Raw genomic sequence first — 25,753 nt, forward strand, 5'->3', positions numbered from 1 at the left:
ATTTCCTCAACTTTTGTCGAATTTTTAAAATATCACATAATAAAAACACTAAAAGGAGGAAATCTCTATGTACCAACGTCAAGAAATCTTTAATATAATTGAGCTTTTCACTTCACAAAACACAATAAACTTCTACACAGATATTTTTGAAAATATTAATTTATCTTCATTACCCGATAGGGTTCCTTCCAAATACGGACCTGTCGGTTTCTCAAGACACGCTCTTTTCAGAGCTTTTATAGTCATGAAATGTGAGAAGTTTGCTCAAATTACTGATCTTAAAGATTTTTTAGAAAATAATTTAATCATTGCACAACTTTGTGGCTTTGACATTCTTAAACCACTTCCTTCATACAGGACCTTTCAAAGGTTCATAAAGAATATCGAAAACTCTTGTTTGAAAGAAATTATGAAACATCAGGTAAATACTCTCAAGAAACTTGGCTTTATAGACAACAACTTTATATCTGTTGATACAACTCCAGTTAAAGCAAACACTAAACTTAATAACCCTAAATGCTTCGCATCAAACAAATTTTCAAAGAAGAATAATCCAAAGTCTGATAAAGATTGTAAACTTGGAGTACATACTGCAAATAATTCCATGAACGTTAAAATCAATGATAACTCCAATAAATCAAGTAAGAAATATGAATTTTACTGGGGTTATAAAAACCACGTTATCTGTGATGCAATATCCGGACTCCCTATAGATGAATATACAAGTACTGCTGATATCAATGAAATTTCTACCTTGACTAAATTTCTTTCAGGTACAAATAGCTGGTTTTCACTTAATGGAAGTTATGTTGTCGCAGATAAAGGCTATGATTCAAAGTTAAATCATAATTTTATAAAAAACAACTTGAAAGGTCTTGCCTTTATTGCCATTAACAAAAGAGGGAAAAAAAATCCTAAATTAACTTCCACTGGCAACATTATTTGTCAAGGCGGTCTAGCCATGCATAAAGATGGACGACAGTATTTTGATTCATACATCAAGCAAAAATTTTGCTGCCCATTTAAAAAATCTAAAGATGATTCACTGTGTCCCTGCAAACATGAAAAATATTTCAATGGCAGGAAAAACAGAGGATGTATCCGTTATATCAGCAAAGGTACTGACTACAGGGCTTCAATTAATCATGAGTCTAAATTTTTTAAAACCATCTACAGCCTGAGGACAGAATCTGAAAGATATAATTCCAGATGGAAAAAGCTTAATAACGAAAGAGCTTATGTCAGAAATATAAATTCTGTATCAAACTTAAATACTGTAGGACATATATGCCTTCTGACAACTGCGATAGCAGCTATAAAATCTGGTAACTCTGATAAAACCAGATCCCTATCGGGATTAAAAAGAATAGCTTAATTTAAAACCTATTATTTTTTAGCATCAACTTTTACCCTAGGGATACTCTGCCAATTTTTATATTGTAATTAATTGTAAAGTATATTTTTCATAAAAAGCTGTAATTTTTATTCTTCAATCAATAATATTTCCTTTTTCTTGTATTTAATTTTTTAGTTATGTTCATGTCTATAAGAATTCTTTATACCGCTTAACCTTCTCTTCTCTATCGTTATATTCTACAATAATTTCAAAGATTTTTCTTCATGAATTATGATTTATACAAATCTCCCAGAACAGAAAAAGCTCCATACTTATACATAGCAACTTGGATACTGTGGCTAATATAGAACTTTTTCGAATAGTACTATAATGAATTTAGATATTTATAATCTCATACTTTCTTACACCGATACCATGTGCAGCAGCTGTTTCGACCGTATGAATTGCGTTTCTGGAATTCATTCGTTCAATGAGCGCAGCTTTACCCGGATCCGGTGAATTAACAATAGCATCGTAGCAGGCCTGATCAATGGCTACCGGGTCTGTTGATGCAAAGATACCAATATCCGCCATCTCCGGCTCGTGTGGATGACTGTCACAGTCACGGTCAACAGACAATCTGTTGGCTACATTGATGTATACGATATTCTCACTGCCCATATATTCAACTACTGACTTATCCGCATCTGCCATACTCTCTAAAAAGGAATCATGATCAGCTGTCCATATTTTCTCCAACTTACCAACACCATGGATATTTGCCTTTCCATGAGAGGATGCCACCCCAATGGACATATTCTTAAGAGCTCCACCAAAGCCTCCCATAAGATGTCCTTTAAAATGAGATAGCATCAACATGGAATCATAGCTTTGTAAATGAGAACCAACGAAGTTTTCCCTCAGATGAGTTCCATTGATGACAGGAATGGAAATTTCACCATCCTCATCCATGATATCACAGGGGGCTATTTCAGGAAATCCATGTTCATGGATAGCCTTCCAATGCTCCTCTGTAGTATTTCGCCTACCTTCATAGGCTGTGTTGCACTCTACAATTGTACCCTCTAGTTCCTGCACAAGATTCTTAATCAGGGACGGCTGCAGGAAATTATGTCCACCTGGTTCCCCACTAGATATCTTGACGGCAACCTTTCCTTTCAGTTTTACACCCATTGCATGATAAATCCTCTGTAAAGACTCCGGTGCAATCTCTGTCGTAAAATAAACCTTTGATTTTTCCATAAAAACCTCCTTCTTATTGTTCAAAACGGATATTATAAAGCCTATACACTTCCTCCAGGCTTACAATAACCAGTATTAAACTTTTTTCCAAATCTATGCTTTCCACCCATTGCATGTCTTGTGATATAATGTTAAAGTCATCTATATCAAAATTCTGCTCTATCCTCTCTTCATGAACAGATTTTGGAATAGCAATGATATTACTTTGTCTGAGCCAGCGTAAAATCACCTATGCCGGTGTCTTATTATACATATTTCCTATTTCAGACAGCTCCTTATTTTGAAAAATTCTTCGATTACCATCTGCAAACGGAGCCCACGCCATTGTGCCTTAATATCATATTTTCTCCATGGCCTTACGAAGCTTCTTCTGCTGGCAGGACGGATGCAGTTCTATCTGGTCCACTACTGGGACAACAGAATTATTCAATATCAAGTCCACCAACCGATCTTGTAAGAAATTACATACTCCAATCGCTTTTATTTTTCCTTCCTTATACAACTCCTCCATTGCTCTCCATGAACCATAATAATATGGATAAGATACAGATCAAGATATTCTGTTTGCAGATTTTGAAGTGTCTTTGCAAAAGATTCCCTTGTCTTTTCATAACCAGCATCCTGAATCCATACTTTCGATGTCAGAAATATATCTTCTCTCGGTGTCCCGCTTTCCTTTATGGCTTTTCCCACTGCACGCTCATTGCCATAGCAAACGGCAGCAGTATCAATCAAACGATAACCAGTCTTTAAGGCATGCATCACACTCTTCTTACAGATATATCCTCATCTGTAATCTGAAAAACTCCAAAACCAAGAAGCGGCATATTTACTCCATTATTTAATCGCACTGTATCCATATCCATACTCTACTCCTTTCCACTCATACACTTACCAATGACATCTCCTGTACGAAGGTATTCATATGTAGGCATCTTAAATAGAACCGGTTTCAGCTTACGATAATCAATCTTTCAATTCTCATCAAGCAGGTTTTCTTCCACATAGATTCCATAAATTTCCAAAATAAAGCTTTCAAACCCATCTGTTTCATAGATGTCATTCCATGGTCAATGGTGCGGTATCGATCAAAGGTGCTCCCCCACTTCCAACACTGTAAGGAAATACTGCCGATTTGTCTGTCTTACTACCGCTGACGCAGCCCACATAATCAGCTTTTGGAAGCATTGCTTCATCAACGACCTAACTTTAGGTCAATACTAAATTAAAATTCATTGGAGGTAATTTATGACTTATTCCATTGGCAATATTCCAAAAATAATAGACATATTCATAACCTTTTAAAATAAACTCTTTCATTCCTATTCTCTAATATAATTGCTCAACTAATAATATAATTATATTCACTTTTAAACAAACTCTTATAAACAAGCAATCCATTTCTCAAGATTGGATTCAGGCATTTCCATTTTATCTGTATCAAATCTAATATCAATGGCATTTGTGACGACGGTATTCTTACAAACCTTTTCGATATCCTTTATTGTATGTCCAATCCATCCCCCATTGGTTACAAATGGAATTATCGTCTTGTCCGACAAATCATATTCGGATAAAAATGTTGCAACTGCCGGTGCATATGTATACCACCACACCGGGATACCCAAGATAATCGTATCATAATCTTCCAGATTTGCAGAAAGCGGCTTGATGGCTGGTTTATATCCACTGTCTACTTCCTGTTTCCCCCGGTCTATTACTGAATTGTAATCCCCTGTATAAGGCTTTACTGTTTCAATCTCACAGATATCTAAACCAGTAGCCTTCTGGATCTTTTCTGCAACCTTCTTCGTATTATTTGTATATGAATAATACACAATCAACTTTTTATCCATAATATTTAGTCCTTCCATTTTTTATATTCTTCATCCGTTACTGGTTCACACCACTCATTGGAACTACTACCTTCCGCTGGAACAGATAAAGCTAGATGTGCAAAAGCCTCGTCTTTTACAGCACCATGCCAGTGTTTAATTTCTGGAGCAATATATACCACATCTCCATTCTTTAAAAGCTGCGGATTTTTACCCATCTCCTGATACCATCCATGACCACCTACACAGATTAATATCTGTCCGCTGCCATGATGAATATGCCAGTTATTACGACATCCTGGTTCAAATGTAACGTTGCAAATGGTTACTCCCTTGTTATTCAAAAGACTTAAGTAACTTTTTCCAATAAAGTATTGTGCATAAGCTGTATTTTCTTCACCGAGCAAAAAATCAGATACCTTCTCCAGTTCTTTTCTATCCATAAATTTTTTCTCCTCATATTTAATTTTTATCTGCATGCTCTGTCGTATATCTTCACGCAAGCCTCATGTGACAGTGGACATGGATCACACATAAACAAACCACTCACAGTCCCTCTTGCATTTTAGACTTGCATAAACTTATTTTATATACTATGATAAATATATTCTAATACCTAAACCTAACTTTAGGTCAATACTTTGTTGTAAATTTTTTGGAGGTGCTTTATGACTTATTCCATTGGAGAAATATCAGAAATGCTAAATATATCCATATCAACTCTGCGTTACTACGACAAGGAAGGACTGCTTCCTCTTGTGAATAGAACTCCTGGAAATATGAGGATATTTGACGATACAGACGTTGAATGTCTGAAAATGATAGAATGTTTAAAAAATACAGGTATGCCACTTAAGGATATCAAACAATTCTTTGAATGGTGTGAAAAAGGAGATTCAACAATTGAACAGCGATATGATCTATTCATTCATCAAAAAGAAAAAACTGAGAAACAGATTGCTCTCCTACAAAATTCACTTGACCGAATCAATTATAAATGTGAGTTTTACAGAATAGCAAAAGAAAATGAGACAACCAATGTTCCTGGATTACGTGAAGAACTGGCTATGAAATTTCTGAATAAAGACGCAAAAAAAAGGATATCAGAGTAATCTGTTGTCCCTCTGCTAATTATATGCATTTGAAATTTATCTTACAGGTATTTACCCTAAAACCATCTTGATATGTGGAATTCCATCTTCTAAAAACTCTTCTGACATTTGCTTAAATCCTGTTTTTTCATAAAATCCTTTTGCATAAGATTGAGCCTCTATTTTTATTTTTCCTGCATTCATCCTCTGCTTTGCAACCTTTATTCCTTCCAAAAGAATTTTATTTCCTAATCCACATCCTCTTTTTACTGTCAACACTCTTCCGATGGACACCTCTTCAAAAGACACTCCCTTGTCAATTACTCTTAAATAAGCCTTAATACCTGTATTATCTTTTAAAAACACATGGTAAGAATATCGGTCTTTATCATCCATTTCCTGATATGCACAATTCTGTTCCACAACAAATACCGCAACTCTGATTTGCAATATTTTATATAATTCCTCAAGGGATAATTCTTCAAATCGTTTCACAACTAATTCCATATATTTGCCTCCGTCAAATTACTACTTTACATTTTTTATATTCAAATTACAAATTAAAATTTAGCTGTTCCATTTTTTTAGTTATTTCATCCAATGAAATACATTCTGCATATCTGCCATTCCACATAAATTCATTGTAATACTGATAGCTTTGTTCTGATGACATAAATTTATTATTAACAGTTGTATTTGCATGTGCTGGAACTATAACATTAAATCCATATTCAAATCCACTTTTTATAGTAGCATCAATACAATAATCTGTTTGAAGCCCTACAATAATTATATCTTTTTCTCCCCTATCTATTAAATATTCTAATAATCCTGTCCCTCTAAAAGCACTATTAGCCTTCTTATCAAATATTTTTTCATCATTCATCGGTTCAAACTCCTCATATATTTCAAAGCCATCATTTCCTTTTGCCAATTCATTTCCTATTCCATCATCATGACGTACATATATTACTTCTATATTATTTGCCCTAGCCCTACATATTATTTCTTTAACATTAGATACAAACATATTAAACTCATATAATTTTTCATTTGTTATCAACTTTTGCGTATCAACTACTAATAAAACCATTTTAATCTCCTTTTCAAAATTGGAATTTGTTTAATTGGTACAATCTCCTCGGAATGCAATTGCATCAATTTGGAAAGAGATTCCTTCACGAATAAAGGTTATTTCATATGCTTTTCGAGCTGGATAATTTCCATGGAATCGAGTCTTAATTATATCTGCAAGATAGGACAAATCTGAGATGTCCTTAAAAAGGCAGTCCATTTTGACGACAGCTTCCAATGTGAGCCCAACCGAGTTTAGCCTATCGCCTAGGACGTCAAATGCCCCGTTGATCTGGTCCTCAATGGAGTATCCCTCGTTTTTCATGCAATAACTGATAAAAATGAAACCTCCCGCCTCCACAATACCGGCATGCGCCCATTCCTCACTTATTTCGGTTCTTTTTATGTTATCCATTCCTTCCATCATATTTCGATTTATCTGTCAGTAAGATTATATAAATAATCCGCAGTTAAAAATCGCTCGACAAATTACTATTTCTCTTCAATTTCTGTAAAATGATCCTGTTTCCCTTTTACTTATTATATCATCATTTATTCATTTTGTTGATTTTCTGAAGTTTTGCACTAACGTGAAATATGTTAGACATTAGCTAAAGCCATATACTGAAACTAATATCCAGTATATGGCTTTACGTTTATATTTCTTTATAAGGGAATTGTTATATTCAAGAATACTTGTTTTCTAAGGACAAGCCTTTTCAAGATTAAGATTTTTATTCATCTTTTCTTTGTCTATGCGCTTCATTTCCATAGAGATAAAAACTCCGGTTATGAAAGCAGACAAAATATCAGCTATTGGTGGGGTTCTCCATACACCTTCAATACCCCAAAATCGCGGCAATATCAACAATAGAGGAACTAATAACAGCAATTGCCTAGATAATCCCAAAATCGTGGATTGAATTGGCTTGTTGACCGCCTGAAAGTATTGGGAACAGACAATTTGAAAACCGGCTACAAAAAACATCAAAAAAAAGGTTGACATTGCATGAGCTGTAAGTCTGGTCAATTCTATATTATTATTGTTAAACATGTTGGCAATTTGAATTGGCCATAAATGCACCACTACAGTACTTACTACTGCTATGATCGTAGCAACAATTACCGCCTTTTTCAGAGCTTCTTTTACTCTATTGAACTGCTGGGCACCATAGTTAAAACCGATAATTGGTTGGGCACCTTGACTGACACCAAGAATAGGCATAAACATCAAAGTAGCTATGCTTCCAACAATACCCATGGCCGATAATGCCATATCTCCGCCATAGGTCATTAGTGCTTTATTCAAAATGGTATTTTGCAGACTATTGGCCAATTGCATTGAAAAAGGTGCAAAGCCAATGGATACAATACCAATGACTATATTTTTCTCCAATCTGAGATTCTTAAGTCGTATTTTCAGCAAACTAGGTCCCCAAAGGAAATAACTTAAAACCCAGATAGATGAAAATATCTGACCGCAGACAGTTGCCAATGCAGATCCCTTAATTCCAATGCCTAATTTTATTACAAAAATATAATTCAAAACTATATTGATTACAGTTCCGATTACCTGGGTATACATGGCCATCTTAGGATTACCTTCAGCTCTGATAAAATTGACCATTCCCATACTTATAGAACTCAAGGCCGAAGCCAGCATTATAATGTGGGTAAAATCTTTGGCATAAGGTAAAATTTTAGCACTGGCCCCAAAGAAGCCTAGAATAGGATCAGTAAAAAGAAAATAAATAATGCTTATACATATTGGCAACAATATTAACAGCAGCAGAGCATTTCCAGCAATTTTTTCAGCTTCTTTCGGTTTTTTTTCTCCCAGACGAATGGAGATAAGTGATGTAGCTCCAACACCAATTAGAACAGACACTGCCAGAAGAATAAGCATAATTGGAAATGCCACGGTTATGGCTGCAATAGCAATCGGACCTACCCCACGGCCTACAAATATACGGTCAATAATATTATATACAGAGTTTAACAGCATGGCGATAACAGCTGGCCAGGAAAATTTCCATAATAGCCTGCTAATTTTTCCATTTCTAAGCTCGGTTATACTATCCATTTTTAATTCACCTTCTTAATTTTTTCCATAAACTCGACAACATATTTAAGACTATCAACAAATTCCATTAGCTCCTCAGTCTTTGCATTACTTAAAATCTTGTCTATACACTGAATGGAGTTTTTAATTATATCTTCTATCTCTGATTTTCCGGCATCTGTAAGAGATATCAAGGTTTTCCGACGATCGTTAGTATCCTCACAGCGAATAACCAGACCGAACTTTTCCAATTGATCAATCAGAGTAGTTAAGCTACCCTTCTCCATGTTAAGCATTTTTGCAATTTGAGTTGCAGTAAGGACATGATTCTGATAGAGAAAGCCTATGATCATGATGTGATTTTTTTTAATTCCTTGGTACTGACGGCTTTCTTTTGGAAACTGGCGGAGGAATTTTTCATGGATCAAACCCATGGTTTTAAACAACAGTTCATGTATCTCTTGCAGCTCTTCGTATGTCATACAAATCACCTTTCATATAGTTAGAATTCTAATCTTAAGAATACTAACTTATTGTATACCTCTATTTTTCAGTTGTCAACTTAAAGAATAATGAATCAAAAGCAAAATTTAGCCTAGAGTTTTATTTGATCTTGATGTTAACAAAAAAAATATTGATTAAACAATAATGCTCTAGTATAATAAATATTAGTCCAATACTGGACTAATATTATTTAAAGGAGACTTTATAATGGAATGGATTTATTTAATTCTTGCTATTACATTTGAGACCTTAGGAACTACTTGTATGAAGATATCTGATGGATTTACAAAACCACTACCAGCACTAGGAACACTTTTAACATATGGAATATGCTTCTTCTTTTTTTCAATATCATTAAAAAAAATACCTATTAGTGCAGCATACGCTATATGGGGTGCCGCAGGAATTACTATTATATCGTTAACAGGAATTCTTATTTTTAAAGAAAGTATAAGTTTGCTTAAAATAGTATCTATACTTTTTTTGGATTAAATTTTAGTGGTGTTAGTCACTAACTTCTTTTATAATTAAAGTAATATCATCTTATAATCAAAGGAAGCGTGTACAAATATGAATGAAAGGAAAGAATTTACTGAACTATTAGATGCCTATTATCAATCCTGGTTTAAAATTAATGATATTTATCGTGTGTGGGCGAGAAAACATGAAATTCAAGATACATCTTTATTCGTTTTATATGTAATAAATAAAGCTTCTCCTCATTGTACCCAAAATGAAATTCGAGATAAATTGAGTTTGCCGAAACAAACAGTCTCGTTGATATTATCTGGATTTGAGAAAAAAGGATATATTCTACGAGAATTGAATTCTAAAGACCGTAGGAATAAAATTATTAAATTTACGGAGAAAGGAAGCCAATATGCAAGCTGTATACTTGAGAAACTTAAATCAGCAGAAATAGAAGCTTTTAGCAATATTTCAAAACAACAGAGAAAGTCTATGATAGAAGACTTTTGTTTGTTATCTGATTTACTAGAAAAAAGTCTTTCTAAATAATGTATTCATAAGGTCTTAAACAAGTTTAGACAATTACATTTATATTTATTATAATGTAAGTAATGACTAACTGGTGAAAAAAAGTAGCTGTAGAACTCAATATTATAGGCCTAAATCTTTGACTTACAGCATACATACAAGCATCATCTATTGATAATCCGTCTTCTTTGGCATTATTTATATATTCAATGAGAAGTATGGCATTTCTTATAATTACTCCAATTAAGCTTATTATCCCCATAAAAGCTGCAAGCGACAAATTCATTCCAAAAGCATGAAGCACTATTGATACTCCTATAAGGGACAGGGGCCGAGAACACTGGTTGTACAAATGATTTGAATTGACGGAATTATATCCGCTTTTAACATCACTATAAACAGTTATAGTTCTATCTTCTTTATAGTGGGTTATCTTGTCTATCTCTAAATTTAACTTAATAAATGCTACCTCATACAATGGTATTAGGAATAATACTAATTTAATACTAGGGCTTTCGTGATATCAAGGACTTTTACCTATCTTTCCAAATAATTTTTTAAAATAAGTCTGCACCGAAATCAATTTTCCCCTGCGATACAACAGGAACAATGACGCCATAAAGATGAGCAAGCTTGTTAAAACTATCCAGGCAGCCAGATATTCTAGAAAAATATTAGGCTGCATCGTAACAGCAAACACGCTCTGTGGCTCCATCATAAAAACTAGATAGCTGCCATCTACTTTATAAGCTTCTTCTGTCCAGCCAGAATTTTTTTTGACCCAAATATGAATTCTGCCGCTTGTTTCAGGTGCAAGGTATCGAAATTTGATTTCTTTTGCATTGCCGTTATGCAGACCGTTAACCGCTACCTTCCAGGACTCCAGAATACTCTGGTCATTTGTCGAAATCATTTTATTTTTCATTTCCACTTTCGACAGGTTAATGACTGCTCCCTTCTCAAAAGATGATTCAGCCAGAAGAATGGGGCGTGCAGGTTTCCCGCGAGTCTGCTTACTGGCAATAGCGGCAACCAGAGGATCATACTTTGCCTGGAATGTCTCATTAAATGTCAAATGGCTGTAATCATAATCGGGCCATTTCGCAGAATACCCGGATTTTGGTTTGATCTCAGGCAGCATCTTGGTGGAAATGGCTTCCCCATAATGGAATGGAATTACAGCTATTTCCTTGCCGTCCACCAGAAAGCGGAGTTTTAGATTTTTAAATTCAGTCGGCATGTCTTTTGCCATTATAAAATTACCATATTCCTGAGGAACTACTTTTCCATTATAACTTATTCCGTCAATCCCATTCCACTGATTTCCAACAAAATAGTTATTAGTAATGTTCCCGTCACCAGCTCCTGCAATAGATCCCAGATGTTCTCCGTCACTATTTATTCGCACGAAAGCATAGCAGTTTTCAATATTTTCTCCCGAGCCTGCAATTCCTCCAACATAGCTTTTTCCGGAAATATCCGAAAGAGCATAGCTAAGGCGAATTGTTGATAATGAACTGCCAGCAATACCTCCTGCATAATTGCCATCGGTGCTTTTAATATTACCATAATTTTGGCAGCCATATATAGTTCCCAAATCTGCTTCTCCTGCAATTCCACCGGCACAGTTCTTTTTTGTCGTAACATTTCCTCTGTTATGCGATTGATAAATGACAGCTCTTGTTTTGTATGCGAAATTCAGTGACTTTGTTCCAGTAGTTTGAGGGTTGAGGATATCATTCTCCCGGTCAAATTCATAAAATATTGACATGGAACCCGCTATCCCACCTGCAGAGACATCTCCGCTCACAACACCAGTGTTTTCGGAGAAAGCAACCTTCCCTTCCTTAGCGTTGGCTAGTTCTTCATCTGAAACATCCTCAAAAAGATTTGTATCGTCTTTTTGTTCACCGGAACTGGCTAATTCTTCACCAATATTATTCATTTCTGCAGTAATCGCTTTTAGATCATTTGTTACCGCCTTGCCTGCACCTGCCGCAAGTTTGTTTATTGTTTCAATGCCGGAGGTTATTTCAGAAAGAGAATCAAAAAGCTGATCAAGATGATCGGAATAGGATTTGTCAAGAACTGGGAGCTGAATAATCGGCTCTTCTGTCAATTCTGAAATAATTTGCTCCATTTTTGCAGAGGCATCACTTAAATCGGCAAGTGCCGAAGACAGTTTGTTTGATGCATCTTTAAAAGAGCCAAGACCTTCACCAAGATCATTACTTGCCTTATACATTTCATTAAAAGCATCACTAATTTTCTCGAAACCTTCGGTTACATTATCAACCGCTTCATTAAAAGATTCCAAAGCAGAAGCCATTCCACTTGCAAAACCATCAAGATCGATTGAGGGTAATGAATTGCCAATAACAGCGGACAAATCGGCACTAATCTGTGAAAAAGCTGTAATCAGCTTCGTAGTACCGGAAGACAAATTGGCAAGTGCCTCATTGAGTTCATCATAAGCTTTAGGATCTTCTTCGCGTATTTTTTGCAGAGCAGCTGCCGCGTTCTGAAGAGCTGAATTCATTTCTTCAGCAGCAGATCGAGCACTGGCCAGAACATTTTGCAGGTCCTTTAAGGCGGCCTCTTTTTCCTCCTCATTTGGTGCCACTATCAGTTTATCCAGGGCTTCAGTGACTCTATCCAAAGCGTCCTGAAGCTTATCGGCACCATTTTCAAATTTACCGAAAGCATCCGATAAGTCCAACATTGCTTCTCCCGCTTCGGAGCTGCTTTCCTGTAAGCCCTTAAATCCATCAGCAGTATTCTTCGCAGCAACCGACATGTTGTCCGCTGCATTTTCAAGCTGTTCGAAAACCTGCTCTGATTTTGCCAGGGAGTTTGTTATCCTCTCGCTCGAGTTATTAATGGACTCACTGCCTTCCGAAATCAAGTCGGTTGTCTGATGGGCAAGGGTGTTCGTTGTTTCAAGAGCACTGTCAATATCCCCCATGGTGTCAGTAATCTGATTCGATATGGAATTCGAGCTGCCGTGCACATCATCCAGCAGATTGTCAAACAAACCTGATATTTTCTGCAGATGACCCCCTATTTTTTGAAAGGTATCCTCTGAATATTGAAGGGAAAGGTTGGGCTCCATCTGCCCCACAATACCTCCTATATTTTTACGGCCATGAATTTCTCCCTGGTTGCTGCTGTTTGTAAGATAACCATTTTGCCTGCCAGCAATACCACCTACATTATAGCCTACATGTGGGTAGCCTATTTCCCCTGAGTTTTTGCAATACTGTATTATTCCGGAGGAATGCCCAGCAATCCCGCCGGCATCCATATAACTTCCTGGCTCATTAAGCAGATCACCTGTATCGGTTTCCGATGTCTGATTTTTTGAAGCATCGGTTCCTACACCCAACTTTGGAAGAATATCAGAATTGCTGTTTTTAGAATCGACAGTCGTATTAGGAGTACGCTTTTGCGTATAGACCGCGTTGATTTTGCCTTTATTGGTGGAATAAAAAACAGAGCCAAAATTCCTACCTGTAATACCGCCTGTGTAACGATCCGCTGTAATGCTGGCAGAGGAGCGGCAGCCTTTGATTGAGCCTGCTCTTTCATTCACTCCCGCAATGCCTCCAACAGATTCGCTCCCCACAATAGATCCTGAAAAAGAACAATTCAGTATTTCTCCATAATTTATTCCGGCAATCCCTCCCAATTCCTGCTTGCTTCCAGATGGCTGGATAGTCCCTGATACATTTAAATTGATAACTTTGCCGTTGTTCTGTATATATCGGAATATGCCCTGTACAGAGCCTGCCTTTGTAATTTTCAATCCGCTGATCGTATGCCCGCCACCATTGAAGATTCCCCCAAATGTCGGAATGGCAGCAAATTTACTATTGGAAACATCCAGGTCACGCTTCAGATACACTATTTTCCCCTGCGAATAGGTATCCAAAGAACAGGACTTATCGAGTTTGACAAGATCCTGCACGGAATTTATATAAATGATTTTTCCATTCTGAGCTGCCATTGCAGGAATATTATCAATATTGATAAATATTGCAATAATTATCAGTAAAGCTGAGATTCTTTTGTTAAGTTTCATCCTGCTTTTCCTCCCCATGTACTGTGCTTTCGGTTTCATCAATACGCTCTATTGATGTATTTTGGCTGTCAATCACCGCATCAATTTTCCCTTTCAAGTTTCCCTTGATGTCGGCATTTATCATACCTGAAACATAGCCTCTAATATGTCCGTCCATGTGTACATTGCCGCTTTGAACTTTTTGGTAAGTATCCGCCTGTAGTGTGAATCTTGTTTTTTCGATAATGATATCGCCGAGGAGCAGTATCTGAGGCAGAACAAATAAAACAAGAAAAATTGAGATGATTGTTCCTCTCCCGAGGCAGATGCCTATGGCGGAGATGACAGGATCCGAGCTGAGAAAACCTATCAGAATTCCAGTTGATGAGAGAATGGAGCCAGACGTCATAATCGTCGAAAAAGCTCCATTGACTGCCTCACCGATTGCTTCTGAAATCGGCATACTCTTCTTTGCCACAAGATATCTGTTTGTTATAAAAATAGCATAGTTGATGGTCGCCCCCATCTGAATCGCTGAAACAATCAGGTAGCTTATAAAGTGAACACGGTTATGTGATAACGCCTGAATTGCAAAATTAATCCAGATGCTCCCTTGAATTGTAGTTACCAAAAGTACTGGTAATCCCGCAGACTTGAATGTAAACAGCAATACAAAAACAACAAACAGTAAAGTCAATACAGATATAACTATATCGTCAACTTCAAATGAAGTCGCTAGATCATGATTATTAATTGACTCTCCTACAAGGAAAGTATTTTCCTTGTAAAATTCCGATACCACCTTCCGTATGGTCGGCAGATACTTAAAGGTTTCCTTACTGTCTTCCGGCAGATCCAGTTTAATAACCATTCGAGAATAATTTTTCCCCTGCAGCTGTTTTGTTGCCATTACAAGCTGCTTATGGATTTCATCTAAATTTTCTATTGTATCGGAAGGCAGCGTTACATAGCCTTCCTGAACCTTTTGATATGCATACATGAACATTTCATAAAGTGTTACACCTCGATTGTTAAACTCATTTACCAAATAGCCGTATTCTTCATGCTCAAGGCTATAAGCTCCATAAAGCAATCTCGTGTCATTAATGTCCATATTCGTAAGTTCGGCAAACATTCTCGGAGTCAGCTTATCCGTCAACACATAATCACCCACTTTTATATTTCCAAGGCCTGTAACTGATGTGGCGTGTCTTATTTTACTCAGAGCATTCAACAGTTCCCCTTCTTTTTCATAATCCCCAGAAGGAACAACCACCGCCAGAACATTCGGCTGCCCGAAAGTTTCTTTTATTTTCTGATCGGCAATCTGTGTTTCGCTTTGTCTAATTGTCGGAATGTCCTTCTGACCAAAAGCAAATTCAGTTTGACGGCTTAGATAAAAGGTCACAATCAGAAGAGGTATGAATAACAAAGGCACGATATACTTTGTCTTGTTAGCCAGCTTTCCAATAAAACCTATTGTAGGTACAAAGGTCCGGTGGCCAGTTTTGTCAATTCCTTTATGAAAAAGCATGAGTAAACCAGGCATTAAAAGAAGAACGCTCATAAGGCTGCATACAATGGCCTTGATCATAACAATTCCCATATCATAACCCAGTCGAAATCGCATAAACATGAGAGCGGCTAAACTTACGATAGCCGTAAGACTGCTGGAGCCAATTTCTATGGCACCCTTGCTCAGCGCTGCAATAGTGGCCTCCCTCGGTTCTCTTGTTTCTCTTTCTTCGGTATAACGGTGGCATAAAACAACGGCATAGTCAATGGCAAGGGCTAATTGCAGCACAATGGCTATGGAATTTGTAATAAAAGATATTGTGCCTAACAAATAGTTGGTACCCATATTAAGAACAGCTGCGACAATAAATACAATTAGTAAAACAGGAATTTCCATATATGTCTTGGAGGTAAACAGTAAAACTCCTAAAACAATTATAATCGTAATTATGAGTACAGAAGTCATTTCTTTTGCCAACTCTTTCGCATTATCCGCCCCTACAGTACTCGATACGTAAAAATCATATCCTGAAAGCATTTTCCTAATCTCGGACATGGCATTAATACTTATTTTATCTTTTTCCTGTCCGTCGAATGTGATGTCAAACAGGGCAGATGCCGATTTGAAATGCTTGCTGCTGTTATCGAAATCAACAGAAGAAACCCCTTTGGTTTCCTCTATTTTTTTACTAAGTTCTTCTGCCTGATCATAACTGATATTGGCTACCATTACACTGGCTGTACCAAATGTAGTAAATTCTTTATTCATTACATTCAGGCCAAGGCGTGTTTCAGAATCAGCCGGCAGGTAGCTGGTGATATCATTGTTGATCGAAACTTTTGGAATTGAAATAATACAATAGATTATGGCAACAATAAAAACCAGAAAAAAGCCTTGACGTTTATCCACAACAAATGTTGAAATTTTCTTCATAATATTATTATCTTGTGACTTATTGGTCATTGTAATATCCTCACGTCTCATTCTTTATTTCCAATCCCCCTCTTTCATCAATAGGGAATTAATTGTTTTTAATGCGTTTGCAAATTTATAGACAATAGCCTACTCCCATTAATAATAGAAGTAAGCATAAACTTTATCAAGAATCAAATAAAAGATTGTGTCTATATTTAGACAAATTAGATTAATCTGCAAAATGTGGATTCAAATACTTCTGCAAAAGCTTGCTTTACTAATTTTGTATCTTTTTATAGTATTCTGCACTGTAACTCAGTAGCCAAATTATCTATTTGAATAATATTAGTATTGATTTAGTACTACATTCTTAATATCTGTATAATAGGTTTAACCATACAGAAAAATAAAAAATTTGACTAAATTTTAAAGCATCTTTTCACCTAGTCTATATACACACATTTTAAATTTTTCATAAATACAATAAATTATTATCTAACAAAAAAGCTCAATATTTTATAATGATTTCAAAAGATATTTCAAATATTTATGAGCCTGAATCTTGGAGCGGCTTTTCTTTTTCAAAAAGCTCCATTCTAAAACGAGAAGGATAGTATTGCAGTAGTGTTCTGCTACAATCTCATAATGGTGTTTACATTGACACTGGCAGAAAATTTTTCGCATTTGAATATTCATATAGACTCTAAATTACTAAGCAGTAAATTTTCTCCGGAGCTAAATTTCAAAATACATTGAATCATGTCTTGACGAACAGCAATCAAATCATACGTTCGATCAAATAATATATATAAACTTTCTTCCGAATCCAAGTTTTTATATTCTTCAAGATGAATCTGTCTAGCAAGAACATATAGGCAATAATTTAATAAATCATATTTATCGTCAAAATAGTTATAGAAGATAGCCCGTGGATAATTGCTTTGTTGGCAGAGTTCATTAACAGTGATTTCTTCAAAAGATCTATTGGGAAGCAGTTCAAGCATGCTACTAAAAAAAGCATCTAAAAGTTAGCCTGGCTCCTTTGGTGGCTTTTTTCGTAAGATCATATTTCATAAATGGTGTCTCCTTTTTCAGATTTAATTTTTTGTCCAAAATTAGACAAAAATCCTTATTTAATTATTAATATACTTTGTATTTAAATTTATCATAGAGCTTGTAGATTGACAAGTGTATAAAAGCTTGCATATGAAGCAAAAATAAATCATGCCACTCAATATCAACGATTCCTTCAAAATTAAATTTATAGAAAGATGGAGTTAGGGGGACAGCAAATGAAAAAACAGCAGTTCATCAGGCATATGAACTTTCACGTGAGGTGTTATAAATAAATTCGGAGGTGTTAGAAGTATGTAACGGACTTTGTAAAACAGATCAAAGTTAACAGAAAGGCATTTGTGTATGCAGTTGCCACCTGTGAGAGCGAAACCGGTTTTGCTTTTACATGGCTTAAACGGCACATTCGCGTGGATAGCTGCTATTCTGTGAGGATGCCCAACAATTATGTTTTATTAGGCTTCGATATAGAAAATGAAATCTCACAGCGCCGCAAAATAGCTGCTGCAAAGATAGAACTGGAAACAATCGGAGACAGCATCCTTGGGAGACAGAAAGAAAAGAGAATACTTCCGGGGCCGCTGCCTTTGCTCACATCATTTGTAATTGCACCGATTTTTCCACTATCCCGGTCTTACAGGAAATTTCATGCTGATGGAAAATGTATTGGCTGTGGAAAATGTGAAGCTGTCTGTCTCATATCCGATATTCGTATGGATAAGGGCAGACCTGCCTGGCAGCACAAAAGGTGTATGCAGTGCTGTGCATGTATCAACCGCTGTCCGGTAAAAGCTATTCAATATGGCGATGTTACACAGAACAGCGGGCGGTATATTTTTCCTGGCTAATGCTGTTTTTTACAATCCCTAGTATTCTTTGTTCAAAACCCCTGCAAAAAGGGAACCAGCGGCTTTGATTGTTCAAAGCCGCCTTTACCGATTAAACCTCACTTACCCCATTGCCAAAAACACAATTACCTTGAACAAACTATACAAACTATCTTTTATGTATACTTCTCAGATATCTTTCTGAAATGATATCCACAAATAGCAAATGCAATTGCCAGGTCGAATACCTTGGGTCGTTTGAATATGCAACCAAAAAATAGCTTCCAGTAATATTTTCTTTCTTTTCCAAATAAGCCAAGGTAAACATTTGCTTTAAGAAATGCCTCTATCTCGCTTAACCCAATATGCCGCTTGCCAAAGTTACTTGGACGAAATTCATTAAGGAAATTAGTGATCCGTTCATAATACTGTTTCGGTGAGTATAGCGTACTGACAACATACTTATAACCACTAATTAATTCTTTAAGATTCATTGTGGGCTTAAAATTGATTGATAAGCTTGTGTTATTGCCAGAAAATCCTTCTTCAATTCTTCCTTCTTTTTTCAGCCTTTTGTAAAGTAATGTTCCTCTAGGTGCATTCAATAAACCGACCATAGCTGTTACAATACCTGTATCCTGAATAAACCTAACCATTTTTTTAAATATAGTCTTGTTATCGCTGTCAAAGCCTATAATAAATCCTCCCTGTACCTGAAGGCCGTTACGCTGTATCTTTTTCACACATTCCTCCAGATTGCGGTTTTTATTCTGAAGCTTGTTGCATTCAGTCAGACTTTCTTCACTGACTGTTTCTATTCCTATGAAAACTGTTTTAAATCCAGCTCTAACCATCAAGTTCATAAGTTCATCGTCATCAGACAGATTTATGGAAACTTCCGTAAGAAAACTGAATGGATAATCCCTTTGCTCCAACCATTCTATAAGAGCTGGTAAAATTTCCTCTTTAAGTTTTTTACGATTACCTATAAAATTATCATCAACAAAGAAAATTGAACCTTTCCATCCCATTTCATATATGGCATCAAGCTCGCTGATAAGATGTTTAACCGGTTTAGTTCTTGGAATTCGTCCGAAAAGTGTTGTAATATCACAAAATTCACAATTAAACGGACATCCTCGTGAGTATTGGATATTTAAAGTTGAATAATTACTCATATCAATAAGATTCCATAACGGAACTGGAGTTTGTGTCAGATCAGCCCATTCATTAGTCGTATATATATGCTTCAAGCAATTGTTATCCAAATCTCGAAGAAATTCTGGAATAGTCAATTCTCCTTCGCCCAATACTAAATGATCAACATCATCAAAATCCTGATACTCGCTAGTAAAAAGAGGTCCACCTGCCACAGTTTTAACTCCGAGCTTTTTGCATCTGTTTATTAAATCCCTTGCGGATTCCTTTTGTATAACCATTGCACTTATAAAAACAAAATCCGCCCATTTAATATCATCGTCCTTGATCGTTTTGACATTCATATCAATCAGTTTCTTATCCCAGGCAGCAGGAAGCATTGCGGCAACAGTTATCAGTCCCAGGGGGGGAAACGCTGCTTTTTTGGAGATAAATTTAAGTGCATGATTGAAACTCCAGAATGTTTCCGGCGACTTCGGATAAGCCAATAGTATCTTCATAAATATCACCTGTCTTTCGTTAAATATTATGGACATATTATCTTTTTACTAGATAACAGACCAAACCGAAATCTGTTATTTGCTTATATACATATGTCTATTATACTTTTCTGTTTAGAACCATGCAATATTCAAAATAATACAAACTATATATACATAAACCTTTTTCATATCAAGATACGGTAGGTTATTCACAATAGATTTCTTTCCCGCTCTTTCTGACAGAACCGGAAATTCCGATGCCATGTTGCCAGGACACAATGCACATATCTGGTATCTGTATACTAAACCTGCCGTTCAATAGCAGCCTCTTTTTTAAAAACTTACCAACCATATATCCAATCTGTCCTGCTGCAATCCCGAATATTATTACATGATAAATATAAATATAGTGTCAGTTTGGAATTTTAAATTCTATTTTTTCAGAGAACTTACATATAATGTAAGGTAATTTTCAGAAATATAGCTGAAAAATAAAAGATCATATACTTGTAGTAATATTTATATAATAATTCATAATAACTTCATAAAAAGACATGTAAAATTATTGTTCTCATACCATTCACAGAAATCTAATTCCAGCTCCCCCACCAATGTCGTTACCACTCATAATAAAGGATCGAAAAAGGGATAAAAAAACAATTAACTTGATGGCAAAAAAACATATGATACTTGGCAGTAAGGATTTCTGCAAATTTTTCAAGCGGTTTTGGATAATATGCCTTTTATTCAGAATGTATATCAATCGGTCAGTCGGGAACAGATTGAAACCTACTTGTATACGCTTACTTACAAGTTGTTGTTTGGGGTGGCCGAGGAAAAAGCACTGGGAATGGAAGTACGGGATAAAGAATTCATTGCTGATTTTTACAAATTTGCGTTTGTTGGTCTGATGCTGGATTGGATTAAAAACGGAATGAGAAAAGATCCGCAGCAGATCATCGAAAAGCCTAGTACCCTTATTGAGGGAGATATTACAAGAGCTCTAAATAAATACCGTATCGATAGAGTACATCAGACTTCTTAATATGATAAAAGTTTTATCATGGAGTCTTTATTGATTATAGTAATTTTTTTGATAAAGGGTAAACTTAAAAGTGTAGAAAATTGAAATAATAACGTATATGGAGGTATGATTATGTATTATTCTAGTGGAAACTATGAAGCTTTTGCACGCCCTGAAAAGCCCGAAGGGGTTGAACACAAATCTGCCTATATTATTGGTTCTGGTCTGGCCGCTCTTGCAGCAGCGTGCTTTCTTGTTCGTGATGGACAAATGAGTGGTAAAAGAATTCATATTCTTGAAAAAGACCCAATTCCTGGCGGTACCTGTGACGGCTACCAGTATAGTAACATCGGGTATGTAATGCGCGGTGGTCGTGAAATGGATAACCACTTTGAGTACATGTGGGATCTGTTTCGTTCCATCCCATCCATAGAAGCTAAGGGTGTCAGTGTACTTGATGAATATTATTGGCTAAATAAACATGACCCGAATTACTCTCTGATGCGTGCAACAGTCAATTGTGGAGAAGATGCTCATACCGATGGCAAATTCGATATTTCTGACAAGGGAGCTATGGAGATCATGAAACTCTTCTTTACACCAGATGAAGATCTGTATGATAAGCGAATCAATGAGATTTTTGACGATGAAGTTTTTAATTCAAATTTCTGGCTGTACTGCGCACCATGTTCGCTTTTGAAAACTGGCACAGTGCGCTGGAAATGAAGCTCTACATCAAACGGTTCATCCATCATATCGGCGGTTTACCTGATTTCAAAGCTCTTCGTTTCACAAAGTACAATCAGTATGAATCTATGATACTACCAATGATCAAATATCTGGAATCATACGATGTTCAGTTTCATTATGGCATCAAAGTTGTGAATGTGAAGTTTGATATTAAGAAAGACAAAAAAGTGGCAAAAAGTATTGTAATTATCCAGGATGGTAACGAGGAAAACATTGACCTTACCGAAGATGATATGATATTTATCACTAATGGAGGATGTGTTGAAAATTCATCACTAGGCGATCAAAACCATCATGCTCCTTTTAATGCGGAGATTAAAAAAGGAGGGGGCTGGGACATGTGGCATAAGATCGCGGCGCAAGACCCATCATTCGGCCATCCGGATAAATTCTGTTATGATTCGGAACAGAGTAACTGGATGTCAGCAACCGTAACAACGCTGGATGATCGCATTCCACCTTATATCCGCAAGATCTGCAAACGTGATCCCTTCAACGGCAAGGTGGTTACCGGTGGAATTGTAACTGTTAAGGACTCCAATTGGCTGCTTAGCTGGACATTTAACCGTCAGCCACAGTTTCGTAGCCAGCCGAAGGATCAACTGGTGGGCTGGATTTACGGATTGTTCAGCGACAAACCCGGAAATTATGTAAAAAAAGCCATGCGTGAGTGCACTGGCAAAGAAATTTGCATGGAATGGCTATACCATATGGGGGTGCCGGAAAACAAGATCGAAGATATGGCGGAACACAGTGCCAATACAGTACCTTGCATGATGCCTTACGTCACTGCCTTTTTCATGCCGCGCAGCGCAGGAGACCGTCCCGCTGTTGTACCACAAGATAGCGTGAACTTTGCGTTCCTCGGCCAGTTCGCAGAGACAGTGCGTGACACGATTTTTACGACCGAATATTCAATCCGCACCGGGATGGAGGCTGTCTATACGTTGCTGAATATCGACCGTGGTGTGCCTGAGGTCTGGGGCAGCGCCTATGATGTCCGTGATCTGCTGAAAGCCACTGTTCAATTGCGGGACGGAAAAAAGATTATGGATATGGATCAGCGATTGATTGAAAGATTAGTGCTTAAGGCAGTATTTAAAAAATTCGATGGCACCGATATCGAAAAACTGTTGAAGGAATATAATGTAATTTGATTTTATCATTGTTACAATTGCTGTTTTCATGTTTCAAGTCTCCTATATTGTTACATTTGGATTGACATACTGACCGTGATTTTTAGTTCTGTTTCCATACTGGATTGCAAACTTCGGACAGTGGTGCAGGCATCTAAGACATAGTGTGCACTTTTCCTTGGTCCACACCGGCCGGCCCTTTTGTATATCAATAGCTTCAACCGGGCATTTTTTCGCACAGATCCCACAGCTTATACAGCTATAATCCACCGTAAAATACTTTGTCTGCCGCTGTTTTTCATACTGTGGATAAAATAGTTTGACCGCAATCATAGGCATCTTTCGGTGGCTGAAATCTCCGGCAATCTCATGCTTGATCTTCTCGACCACTTCCTCAATCTGTTTCTCGGCCTCGTGATTGATTTTCTCTATTTTCTTCTTGTCGGTAAGATCAAAAACCGGAGTCCATGTATCAGGCATCTGCACACTAAACCTGCTGTTTAAAGACAATCCCCTTTTTTTCAGGAACTCATTGACCATATATCCGACCTGACCAGTTGTGGTTCCAAATGTCGCCACATGATAAATATAGGGTTTATATGAATTCGGGATCCGCAGTTCCAATTTTTCAAGAAACTCACATACAATGGAAGGTATCCCCCAAAAATAGGTTGGTGTAACAAATCCAATTTTTTCTTTATTTTTTATCGTAAATGTGAACTGCCTATTTTTAACACAATCTGCAATGTCTATGGTTTCTTCCTCCGACTCCGTCACGATTTTCAAAGCGACATATTTGCTGTTTCCTGTTGCCGAAAAATAGAAAATCATATTCACATCCTCCTTATCTTTTTAATATAAAACTAAAATGATGAAACTATTCAATCAGACAAAACATATCCCATTGTTCTGGTTAACTTGCCGTAGTCCATTCTATATCAAAATATAACGAAGTCATTTAACGTAATTATGGAATATTAGCTATTCGCAGGATACCATTTCTAGAAATAATTAAAGATTTTTTAAGCATAATAAGTTACATTGATGAAAATTTCACAACTAATGTATGTGGCAAGACTTTGGCCAATAAGTGGTAGAACTTATAAAAAGTACCTTGTGTATAGGAAGCTTTTCCTTTTCTTGCTGCTGCCAACGATTTAGATGCAAGTTTTCTAACATTCACTTTTGGTAAAAAGTTAGAAACACCAGTATGATTTGTATTTCTTGCTCCAGCATTCATTTCAGTGTCCATCCAGCCTGGGTGTACTGCGCAAACATTAATACCACGCGGCTTCAATTCCTGCCTCAGGCCTGTGCAGAAGTTCATTAAATAGGCTTTTGTTGCACTATAGACATTTAAATGTGGATTCGGTGCAAAAGCTGAAGTTGAACAAGTTTCCATAATGATGCTGCCCTTTTTCATGTAGGAAAGGCAAAGACGGGTAACTGCTGTAGCACCTTTAACATTCAGGTCGCACATATCCAATTGACTTTTTAGCTCTGCTTTATCGAAATTGCCGCGTACGGCAATACCGGAATTGCTGATAAGCAGTTTGATATACGGTCTGTTTTCCTCTAGGATTTTATGGAGTGTTTTGTAACTCTCATCCTTTGACAGATCAAGTCCAATGACTTTAAATTTCTTCTGAGGGTATTGCTTCGCAATTTTATCAAGACGTTCCAATCTGCGAGCAACCATCCATATTTCACTTACTTCTGGAAATTCGTTGACTACTACATCGACATATTCCCTACCAAGTCCAGAAGACGAACCAGTTATAACTGCAATAGACATCTTTAGTGACTCCTTTCTGTTTTTATAATTTGTGCTGCTAAATTTACATTATAAAGTTTTCCGGCTTTAAGCTCCTCACAACTCGCTCAGCCACATAACCAATGGCTTTGCAATTTCATTAAGGCACTTCAATTCTTTATTTCATTTGCAAATTTTTATACATTTGCAAATCTACAAATTCTATGATAAACTTAAAAGCAAAGCATATCAACAATCAAACAAAGCTTTTTGTCTAATCCTGGGCAAAAAATTAAATCTGCAAAAAGGAGGAATTATCTTTGAAATATGATCTTACGAAAAAAGCCACCAAAGGAGCCAGGCGAACTTTAGATGCCTTTTTTAATACTATGCTTGAACTGCTTTCCAATAAATCTTTTGAAGAAATCACCGTTAACGAACTCTGCCAACAAAGTAATTATCCACGGGCTACCTTCTATAACTATTTTGACGACAAATATGATTTGTTAAATTATTGCCTATATGTTCTTGCTAGACAGATTCATCTTGAAGAATATAAAAATTTGAATTCGGAAGAAAGCTTATATATATTCTTTGATCGATTGTATGATTTGATCACTGCTCGTCAAGATATGATTCAACGTATTTTGAAATTTAACTCCGTAGAAAATTTACTGCTTAGTCATTTTCGAATCTATATGAATATCCAAATGCGAGAAATCTTTCGTCAGTGCCCATGCAATGGCCATTACAAGATTCCATATGAGATTGTAGCAGAACACTACTGCAATACTATCCTTCTCATTTTAGAATGGAGCTTTTTGAAAAAGAACGGTTGCTCCAAGATTCAGGCCCATAAATATTTGAAATATCTTTTAGGAACACTATAAAGTATTA

General features: G+C 36.4%; 24 protein-coding genes and 2 pseudogenes. 8 read left to right on the forward strand and 18 right to left on the reverse strand.

Features of this window, described 5'->3' with window-relative positions:
• Window positions 1–67: 67 nt before the first annotated feature.
• Window positions 68–1,375, forward strand: a complete 1,308-nt coding sequence (locus tag ACSVC9_RS08425) for a transposase (protein ID WP_446897050.1) — start codon at window positions 68–70, stop codon at window positions 1,373–1,375.
• A 357-nt stretch (window positions 1,376–1,732) separates the two neighbouring features.
• On the opposite strand, the gene ACSVC9_RS08430 is transcribed toward ACSVC9_RS08425, so the two are convergent.
• The 6 genes from ACSVC9_RS08430 to ACSVC9_RS08455 all read right to left on the reverse strand — a co-directional run bounded on the left by ACSVC9_RS08430 (window position 1,733) and on the right by ACSVC9_RS08455 (window position 4,877).
• Window positions 1,733–2,599, reverse strand: coding sequence for a DUF362 domain-containing protein (locus ACSVC9_RS08430; RefSeq protein ID WP_446897051.1), 867 nt, complete (start codon window positions 2,597–2,599; stop codon window positions 1,733–1,735).
• Window positions 2,600–2,612: 13 nt separating this feature from the next.
• The gene (locus ACSVC9_RS08435; RefSeq protein WP_446897052.1) at window positions 2,613–2,828 is read right to left on the reverse strand and encodes a hypothetical protein; all 216 of its coding nucleotides are present in this window, start codon (window positions 2,826–2,828) and stop codon (window positions 2,613–2,615) included.
• Window positions 2,829–2,936: 108 nt separating this feature from the next.
• Window positions 2,937–3,110: an aldo/keto reductase gene (locus ACSVC9_RS08440; protein ID WP_446897053.1), complete on the reverse strand. Its 174-nt coding sequence runs from the start codon at window positions 3,108–3,110 to the stop codon at window positions 2,937–2,939.
• Entirely contained in the window at window positions 3,080–3,334 is a 255-nt protein-coding gene (locus ACSVC9_RS08445; protein ID WP_446897054.1) for an aldo/keto reductase, read from the reverse strand. Before ACSVC9_RS08445 ends, ACSVC9_RS08440 begins: the two co-directional genes overlap by 31 nt.
• A gap of 647 nt (window positions 3,335–3,981) precedes the next feature.
• Window positions 3,982–4,455, reverse strand: a complete 474-nt coding sequence (locus tag ACSVC9_RS08450) for a flavodoxin (RefSeq protein WP_446897055.1) — start codon at window positions 4,453–4,455, stop codon at window positions 3,982–3,984.
• 5 nt (window positions 4,456–4,460) lie between these two features.
• Window positions 4,461–4,877 carry a cupin domain-containing protein gene (locus ACSVC9_RS08455; RefSeq protein ID WP_446897056.1) on the reverse strand — a complete coding sequence of 139 codons (417 nt, stop codon included), beginning with the start codon at window positions 4,875–4,877 and terminating at the stop codon, window positions 4,461–4,463.
• A 225-nt stretch (window positions 4,878–5,102) separates the two neighbouring features.
• On the opposite strand from ACSVC9_RS08455, the gene ACSVC9_RS08460 reads away from it, so the two are divergent.
• Window positions 5,103–5,546: a MerR family transcriptional regulator gene (locus tag ACSVC9_RS08460; protein WP_446897057.1), complete on the forward strand. Its 444-nt coding sequence runs from the start codon at window positions 5,103–5,105 to the stop codon at window positions 5,544–5,546.
• A gap of 51 nt (window positions 5,547–5,597) precedes the next feature.
• On the opposite strand, the gene ACSVC9_RS08465 is transcribed toward ACSVC9_RS08460, so the two are convergent.
• The 5 genes from ACSVC9_RS08465 to ACSVC9_RS08485 form a co-directional block, all read right to left on the reverse strand.
• Complete coding sequence (locus tag ACSVC9_RS08465; RefSeq protein WP_446897058.1) at window positions 5,598–6,032, reverse strand: GNAT family N-acetyltransferase; 435 nt, start codon at window positions 6,030–6,032, stop codon at window positions 5,598–5,600.
• 46 nt (window positions 6,033–6,078) lie between these two features.
• Window positions 6,079–6,618, reverse strand: coding sequence for a cysteine hydrolase family protein (locus tag ACSVC9_RS08470; RefSeq protein ID WP_446897059.1), 540 nt, complete (start codon window positions 6,616–6,618; stop codon window positions 6,079–6,081).
• 30 nt (window positions 6,619–6,648) lie between these two features.
• A complete protein-coding gene (locus ACSVC9_RS08475; protein ID WP_446897060.1) occupies window positions 6,649–7,014 on the reverse strand; it encodes a RidA family protein in 366 nt (121 codons plus the stop codon).
• A gap of 288 nt (window positions 7,015–7,302) precedes the next feature.
• Window positions 7,303–8,682: an MATE family efflux transporter gene (locus tag ACSVC9_RS08480; protein WP_446897061.1), complete on the reverse strand. Its 1,380-nt coding sequence runs from the start codon at window positions 8,680–8,682 to the stop codon at window positions 7,303–7,305.
• 2 nt (window positions 8,683–8,684) lie between these two features.
• Window positions 8,685–9,143, reverse strand: a complete 459-nt coding sequence (locus tag ACSVC9_RS08485) for a MarR family winged helix-turn-helix transcriptional regulator (protein WP_446897062.1) — start codon at window positions 9,141–9,143, stop codon at window positions 8,685–8,687.
• A 229-nt stretch (window positions 9,144–9,372) separates the two neighbouring features.
• Here ACSVC9_RS08485 and ACSVC9_RS08490 point away from each other — a divergent pair, with 229 nt between their 5' ends.
• On the forward strand, window positions 9,373–9,657 hold the full coding sequence (locus tag ACSVC9_RS08490) for a DMT family transporter (protein WP_446897063.1): 285 nt from the start codon (window positions 9,373–9,375) through the stop codon (window positions 9,655–9,657).
• A 78-nt stretch (window positions 9,658–9,735) separates the two neighbouring features.
• Window positions 9,736–10,182, forward strand: a complete 447-nt coding sequence (locus ACSVC9_RS08495) for a MarR family winged helix-turn-helix transcriptional regulator (protein WP_446897064.1) — start codon at window positions 9,736–9,738, stop codon at window positions 10,180–10,182.
• A gap of 82 nt (window positions 10,183–10,264) precedes the next feature.
• Here ACSVC9_RS08495 and ACSVC9_RS08500 read toward each other — a convergent pair.
• The 4 genes and pseudogenes from ACSVC9_RS08500 to ACSVC9_RS08515 form a co-directional block, all read right to left on the reverse strand.
• Window positions 10,265–10,645 (reverse strand): annotated as a pseudogene (locus ACSVC9_RS08500) (efflux RND transporter permease subunit); the annotation flags it as partial.
• 39 nt (window positions 10,646–10,684) lie between these two features.
• On the reverse strand, window positions 10,685–14,242 hold the full coding sequence (locus ACSVC9_RS08505; protein ID WP_446897065.1) for a GLUG motif-containing protein: 3,558 nt from the start codon (window positions 14,240–14,242) through the stop codon (window positions 10,685–10,687).
• The gene (locus ACSVC9_RS08510) at window positions 14,232–16,721 is read right to left on the reverse strand and encodes an MMPL family transporter (RefSeq protein ID WP_446897066.1); all 2,490 of its coding nucleotides are present in this window, start codon (window positions 16,719–16,721) and stop codon (window positions 14,232–14,234) included. The genes ACSVC9_RS08505 and ACSVC9_RS08510 overlap by 11 nt, the downstream gene beginning before the upstream one ends.
• A gap of 623 nt (window positions 16,722–17,344) precedes the next feature.
• The gene (locus ACSVC9_RS08515; protein WP_446897067.1) at window positions 17,345–17,656 is read right to left on the reverse strand and encodes a TetR/AcrR family transcriptional regulator; all 312 of its coding nucleotides are present in this window, start codon (window positions 17,654–17,656) and stop codon (window positions 17,345–17,347) included.
• 411 nt (window positions 17,657–18,067) lie between these two features.
• Between ACSVC9_RS08515 and ACSVC9_RS08520 the strand changes: the two genes are divergently transcribed.
• Window positions 18,068–18,574, forward strand: a complete 507-nt coding sequence (locus ACSVC9_RS08520; protein ID WP_446897068.1) for an EFR1 family ferrodoxin — start codon at window positions 18,068–18,070, stop codon at window positions 18,572–18,574.
• A gap of 155 nt (window positions 18,575–18,729) precedes the next feature.
• On the opposite strand, the gene ACSVC9_RS08525 is transcribed toward ACSVC9_RS08520, so the two are convergent.
• Window positions 18,730–20,211 carry a B12-binding domain-containing radical SAM protein gene (locus ACSVC9_RS08525; protein WP_446897069.1) on the reverse strand — a complete coding sequence of 494 codons (1,482 nt, stop codon included), beginning with the start codon at window positions 20,209–20,211 and terminating at the stop codon, window positions 18,730–18,732.
• Between the two features lie 718 nt (window positions 20,212–20,929).
• Between ACSVC9_RS08525 and ACSVC9_RS08530 the strand changes: the two genes are divergently transcribed.
• Window positions 20,930–21,238: a TetR-like C-terminal domain-containing protein gene (locus ACSVC9_RS08530; RefSeq protein WP_446899830.1), complete on the forward strand. Its 309-nt coding sequence runs from the start codon at window positions 20,930–20,932 to the stop codon at window positions 21,236–21,238.
• Between the two features lie 111 nt (window positions 21,239–21,349).
• Window positions 21,350–23,124 (forward strand): annotated as a pseudogene (locus ACSVC9_RS08535) (oleate hydratase).
• A 42-nt stretch (window positions 23,125–23,166) separates the two neighbouring features.
• Here ACSVC9_RS08535 and ACSVC9_RS08540 read toward each other — a convergent pair.
• A complete protein-coding gene (locus tag ACSVC9_RS08540) occupies window positions 23,167–23,934 on the reverse strand; it encodes an EFR1 family ferrodoxin (protein WP_446897070.1) in 768 nt (255 codons plus the stop codon).
• A 205-nt stretch (window positions 23,935–24,139) separates the two neighbouring features.
• Window positions 24,140–24,898: an SDR family NAD(P)-dependent oxidoreductase gene (locus ACSVC9_RS08545; RefSeq protein WP_446897071.1), complete on the reverse strand. Its 759-nt coding sequence runs from the start codon at window positions 24,896–24,898 to the stop codon at window positions 24,140–24,142.
• Window positions 24,899–25,176: 278 nt separating this feature from the next.
• Here ACSVC9_RS08545 and ACSVC9_RS08550 point away from each other — a divergent pair, with 278 nt between their 5' ends.
• Window positions 25,177–25,746, forward strand: coding sequence for a TetR/AcrR family transcriptional regulator (locus ACSVC9_RS08550; protein WP_446897072.1), 570 nt, complete (start codon window positions 25,177–25,179; stop codon window positions 25,744–25,746).
• The last annotated feature ends 7 nt before the right edge of the window (window positions 25,747–25,753 follow it).

This window comes from Clostridium sp. LBM24168, from assembly GCF_052953915.1.

Bases quoted from the DNA above. Each gene is read 5' to 3' on its own strand.
- ACSVC9_RS08425 (WP_446897050.1), top strand. From the start codon at position 68: ATGTACCAACGTCAAGAAATCTTTAATATAATTGAGCTTTTCACTTCA.
- ACSVC9_RS08430 (WP_446897051.1), bottom strand. From the start codon at position 2,599: ATGGAAAAATCAAAGGTTTATTTTACGACAGAGATTGCACCGGAGTCT.
- ACSVC9_RS08440 (WP_446897053.1), bottom strand. From the start codon at position 3,110: ATGGAGGAGTTGTATAAGGAAGGAAAAATAAAAGCGATTGGAGTATGT.
- ACSVC9_RS08450 (WP_446897055.1), bottom strand. From the start codon at position 4,455: ATGGATAAAAAGTTGATTGTGTATTATTCATATACAAATAATACGAAG.
- ACSVC9_RS08455 (WP_446897056.1), bottom strand. From the start codon at position 4,877: ATGGATAGAAAAGAACTGGAGAAGGTATCTGATTTTTTGCTCGGTGAA.
- ACSVC9_RS08460 (WP_446897057.1), top strand. From the start codon at position 5,103: ATGACTTATTCCATTGGAGAAATATCAGAAATGCTAAATATATCCATA.
- ACSVC9_RS08465 (WP_446897058.1), bottom strand. From the start codon at position 6,032: ATGGAATTAGTTGTGAAACGATTTGAAGAATTATCCCTTGAGGAATTA.
- ACSVC9_RS08470 (WP_446897059.1), bottom strand. From the start codon at position 6,618: ATGGTTTTATTAGTAGTTGATACGCAAAAGTTGATAACAAATGAAAAA.
- ACSVC9_RS08475 (WP_446897060.1), bottom strand. From the start codon at position 7,014: ATGGATAACATAAAAAGAACCGAAATAAGTGAGGAATGGGCGCATGCC.
- ACSVC9_RS08480 (WP_446897061.1), bottom strand. From the start codon at position 8,682: ATGGATAGTATAACCGAGCTTAGAAATGGAAAAATTAGCAGGCTATTA.
- ACSVC9_RS08485 (WP_446897062.1), bottom strand. From the start codon at position 9,143: ATGACATACGAAGAGCTGCAAGAGATACATGAACTGTTGTTTAAAACC.
- ACSVC9_RS08490 (WP_446897063.1), top strand. From the start codon at position 9,373: ATGGAATGGATTTATTTAATTCTTGCTATTACATTTGAGACCTTAGGA.
- ACSVC9_RS08495 (WP_446897064.1), top strand. From the start codon at position 9,736: ATGAATGAAAGGAAAGAATTTACTGAACTATTAGATGCCTATTATCAA.
- ACSVC9_RS08505 (WP_446897065.1), bottom strand. From the start codon at position 14,242: ATGAAACTTAACAAAAGAATCTCAGCTTTACTGATAATTATTGCAATA.
- ACSVC9_RS08510 (WP_446897066.1), bottom strand. From the start codon at position 16,721: ATGAGACGTGAGGATATTACAATGACCAATAAGTCACAAGATAATAAT.
- ACSVC9_RS08515 (WP_446897067.1), bottom strand. From the start codon at position 17,656: ATGCTTGAACTGCTTCCCAATAGATCTTTTGAAGAAATCACTGTTAAT.
- ACSVC9_RS08525 (WP_446897069.1), bottom strand. From the start codon at position 20,211: ATGAAGATACTATTGGCTTATCCGAAGTCGCCGGAAACATTCTGGAGT.
- ACSVC9_RS08530 (WP_446899830.1), top strand. From the start codon at position 20,930: ATGCCTTTTATTCAGAATGTATATCAATCGGTCAGTCGGGAACAGATT.
- ACSVC9_RS08540 (WP_446897070.1), bottom strand. From the start codon at position 23,934: ATGATTTTCTATTTTTCGGCAACAGGAAACAGCAAATATGTCGCTTTG.
- ACSVC9_RS08545 (WP_446897071.1), bottom strand. From the start codon at position 24,898: ATGTCTATTGCAGTTATAACTGGTTCGTCTTCTGGACTTGGTAGGGAA.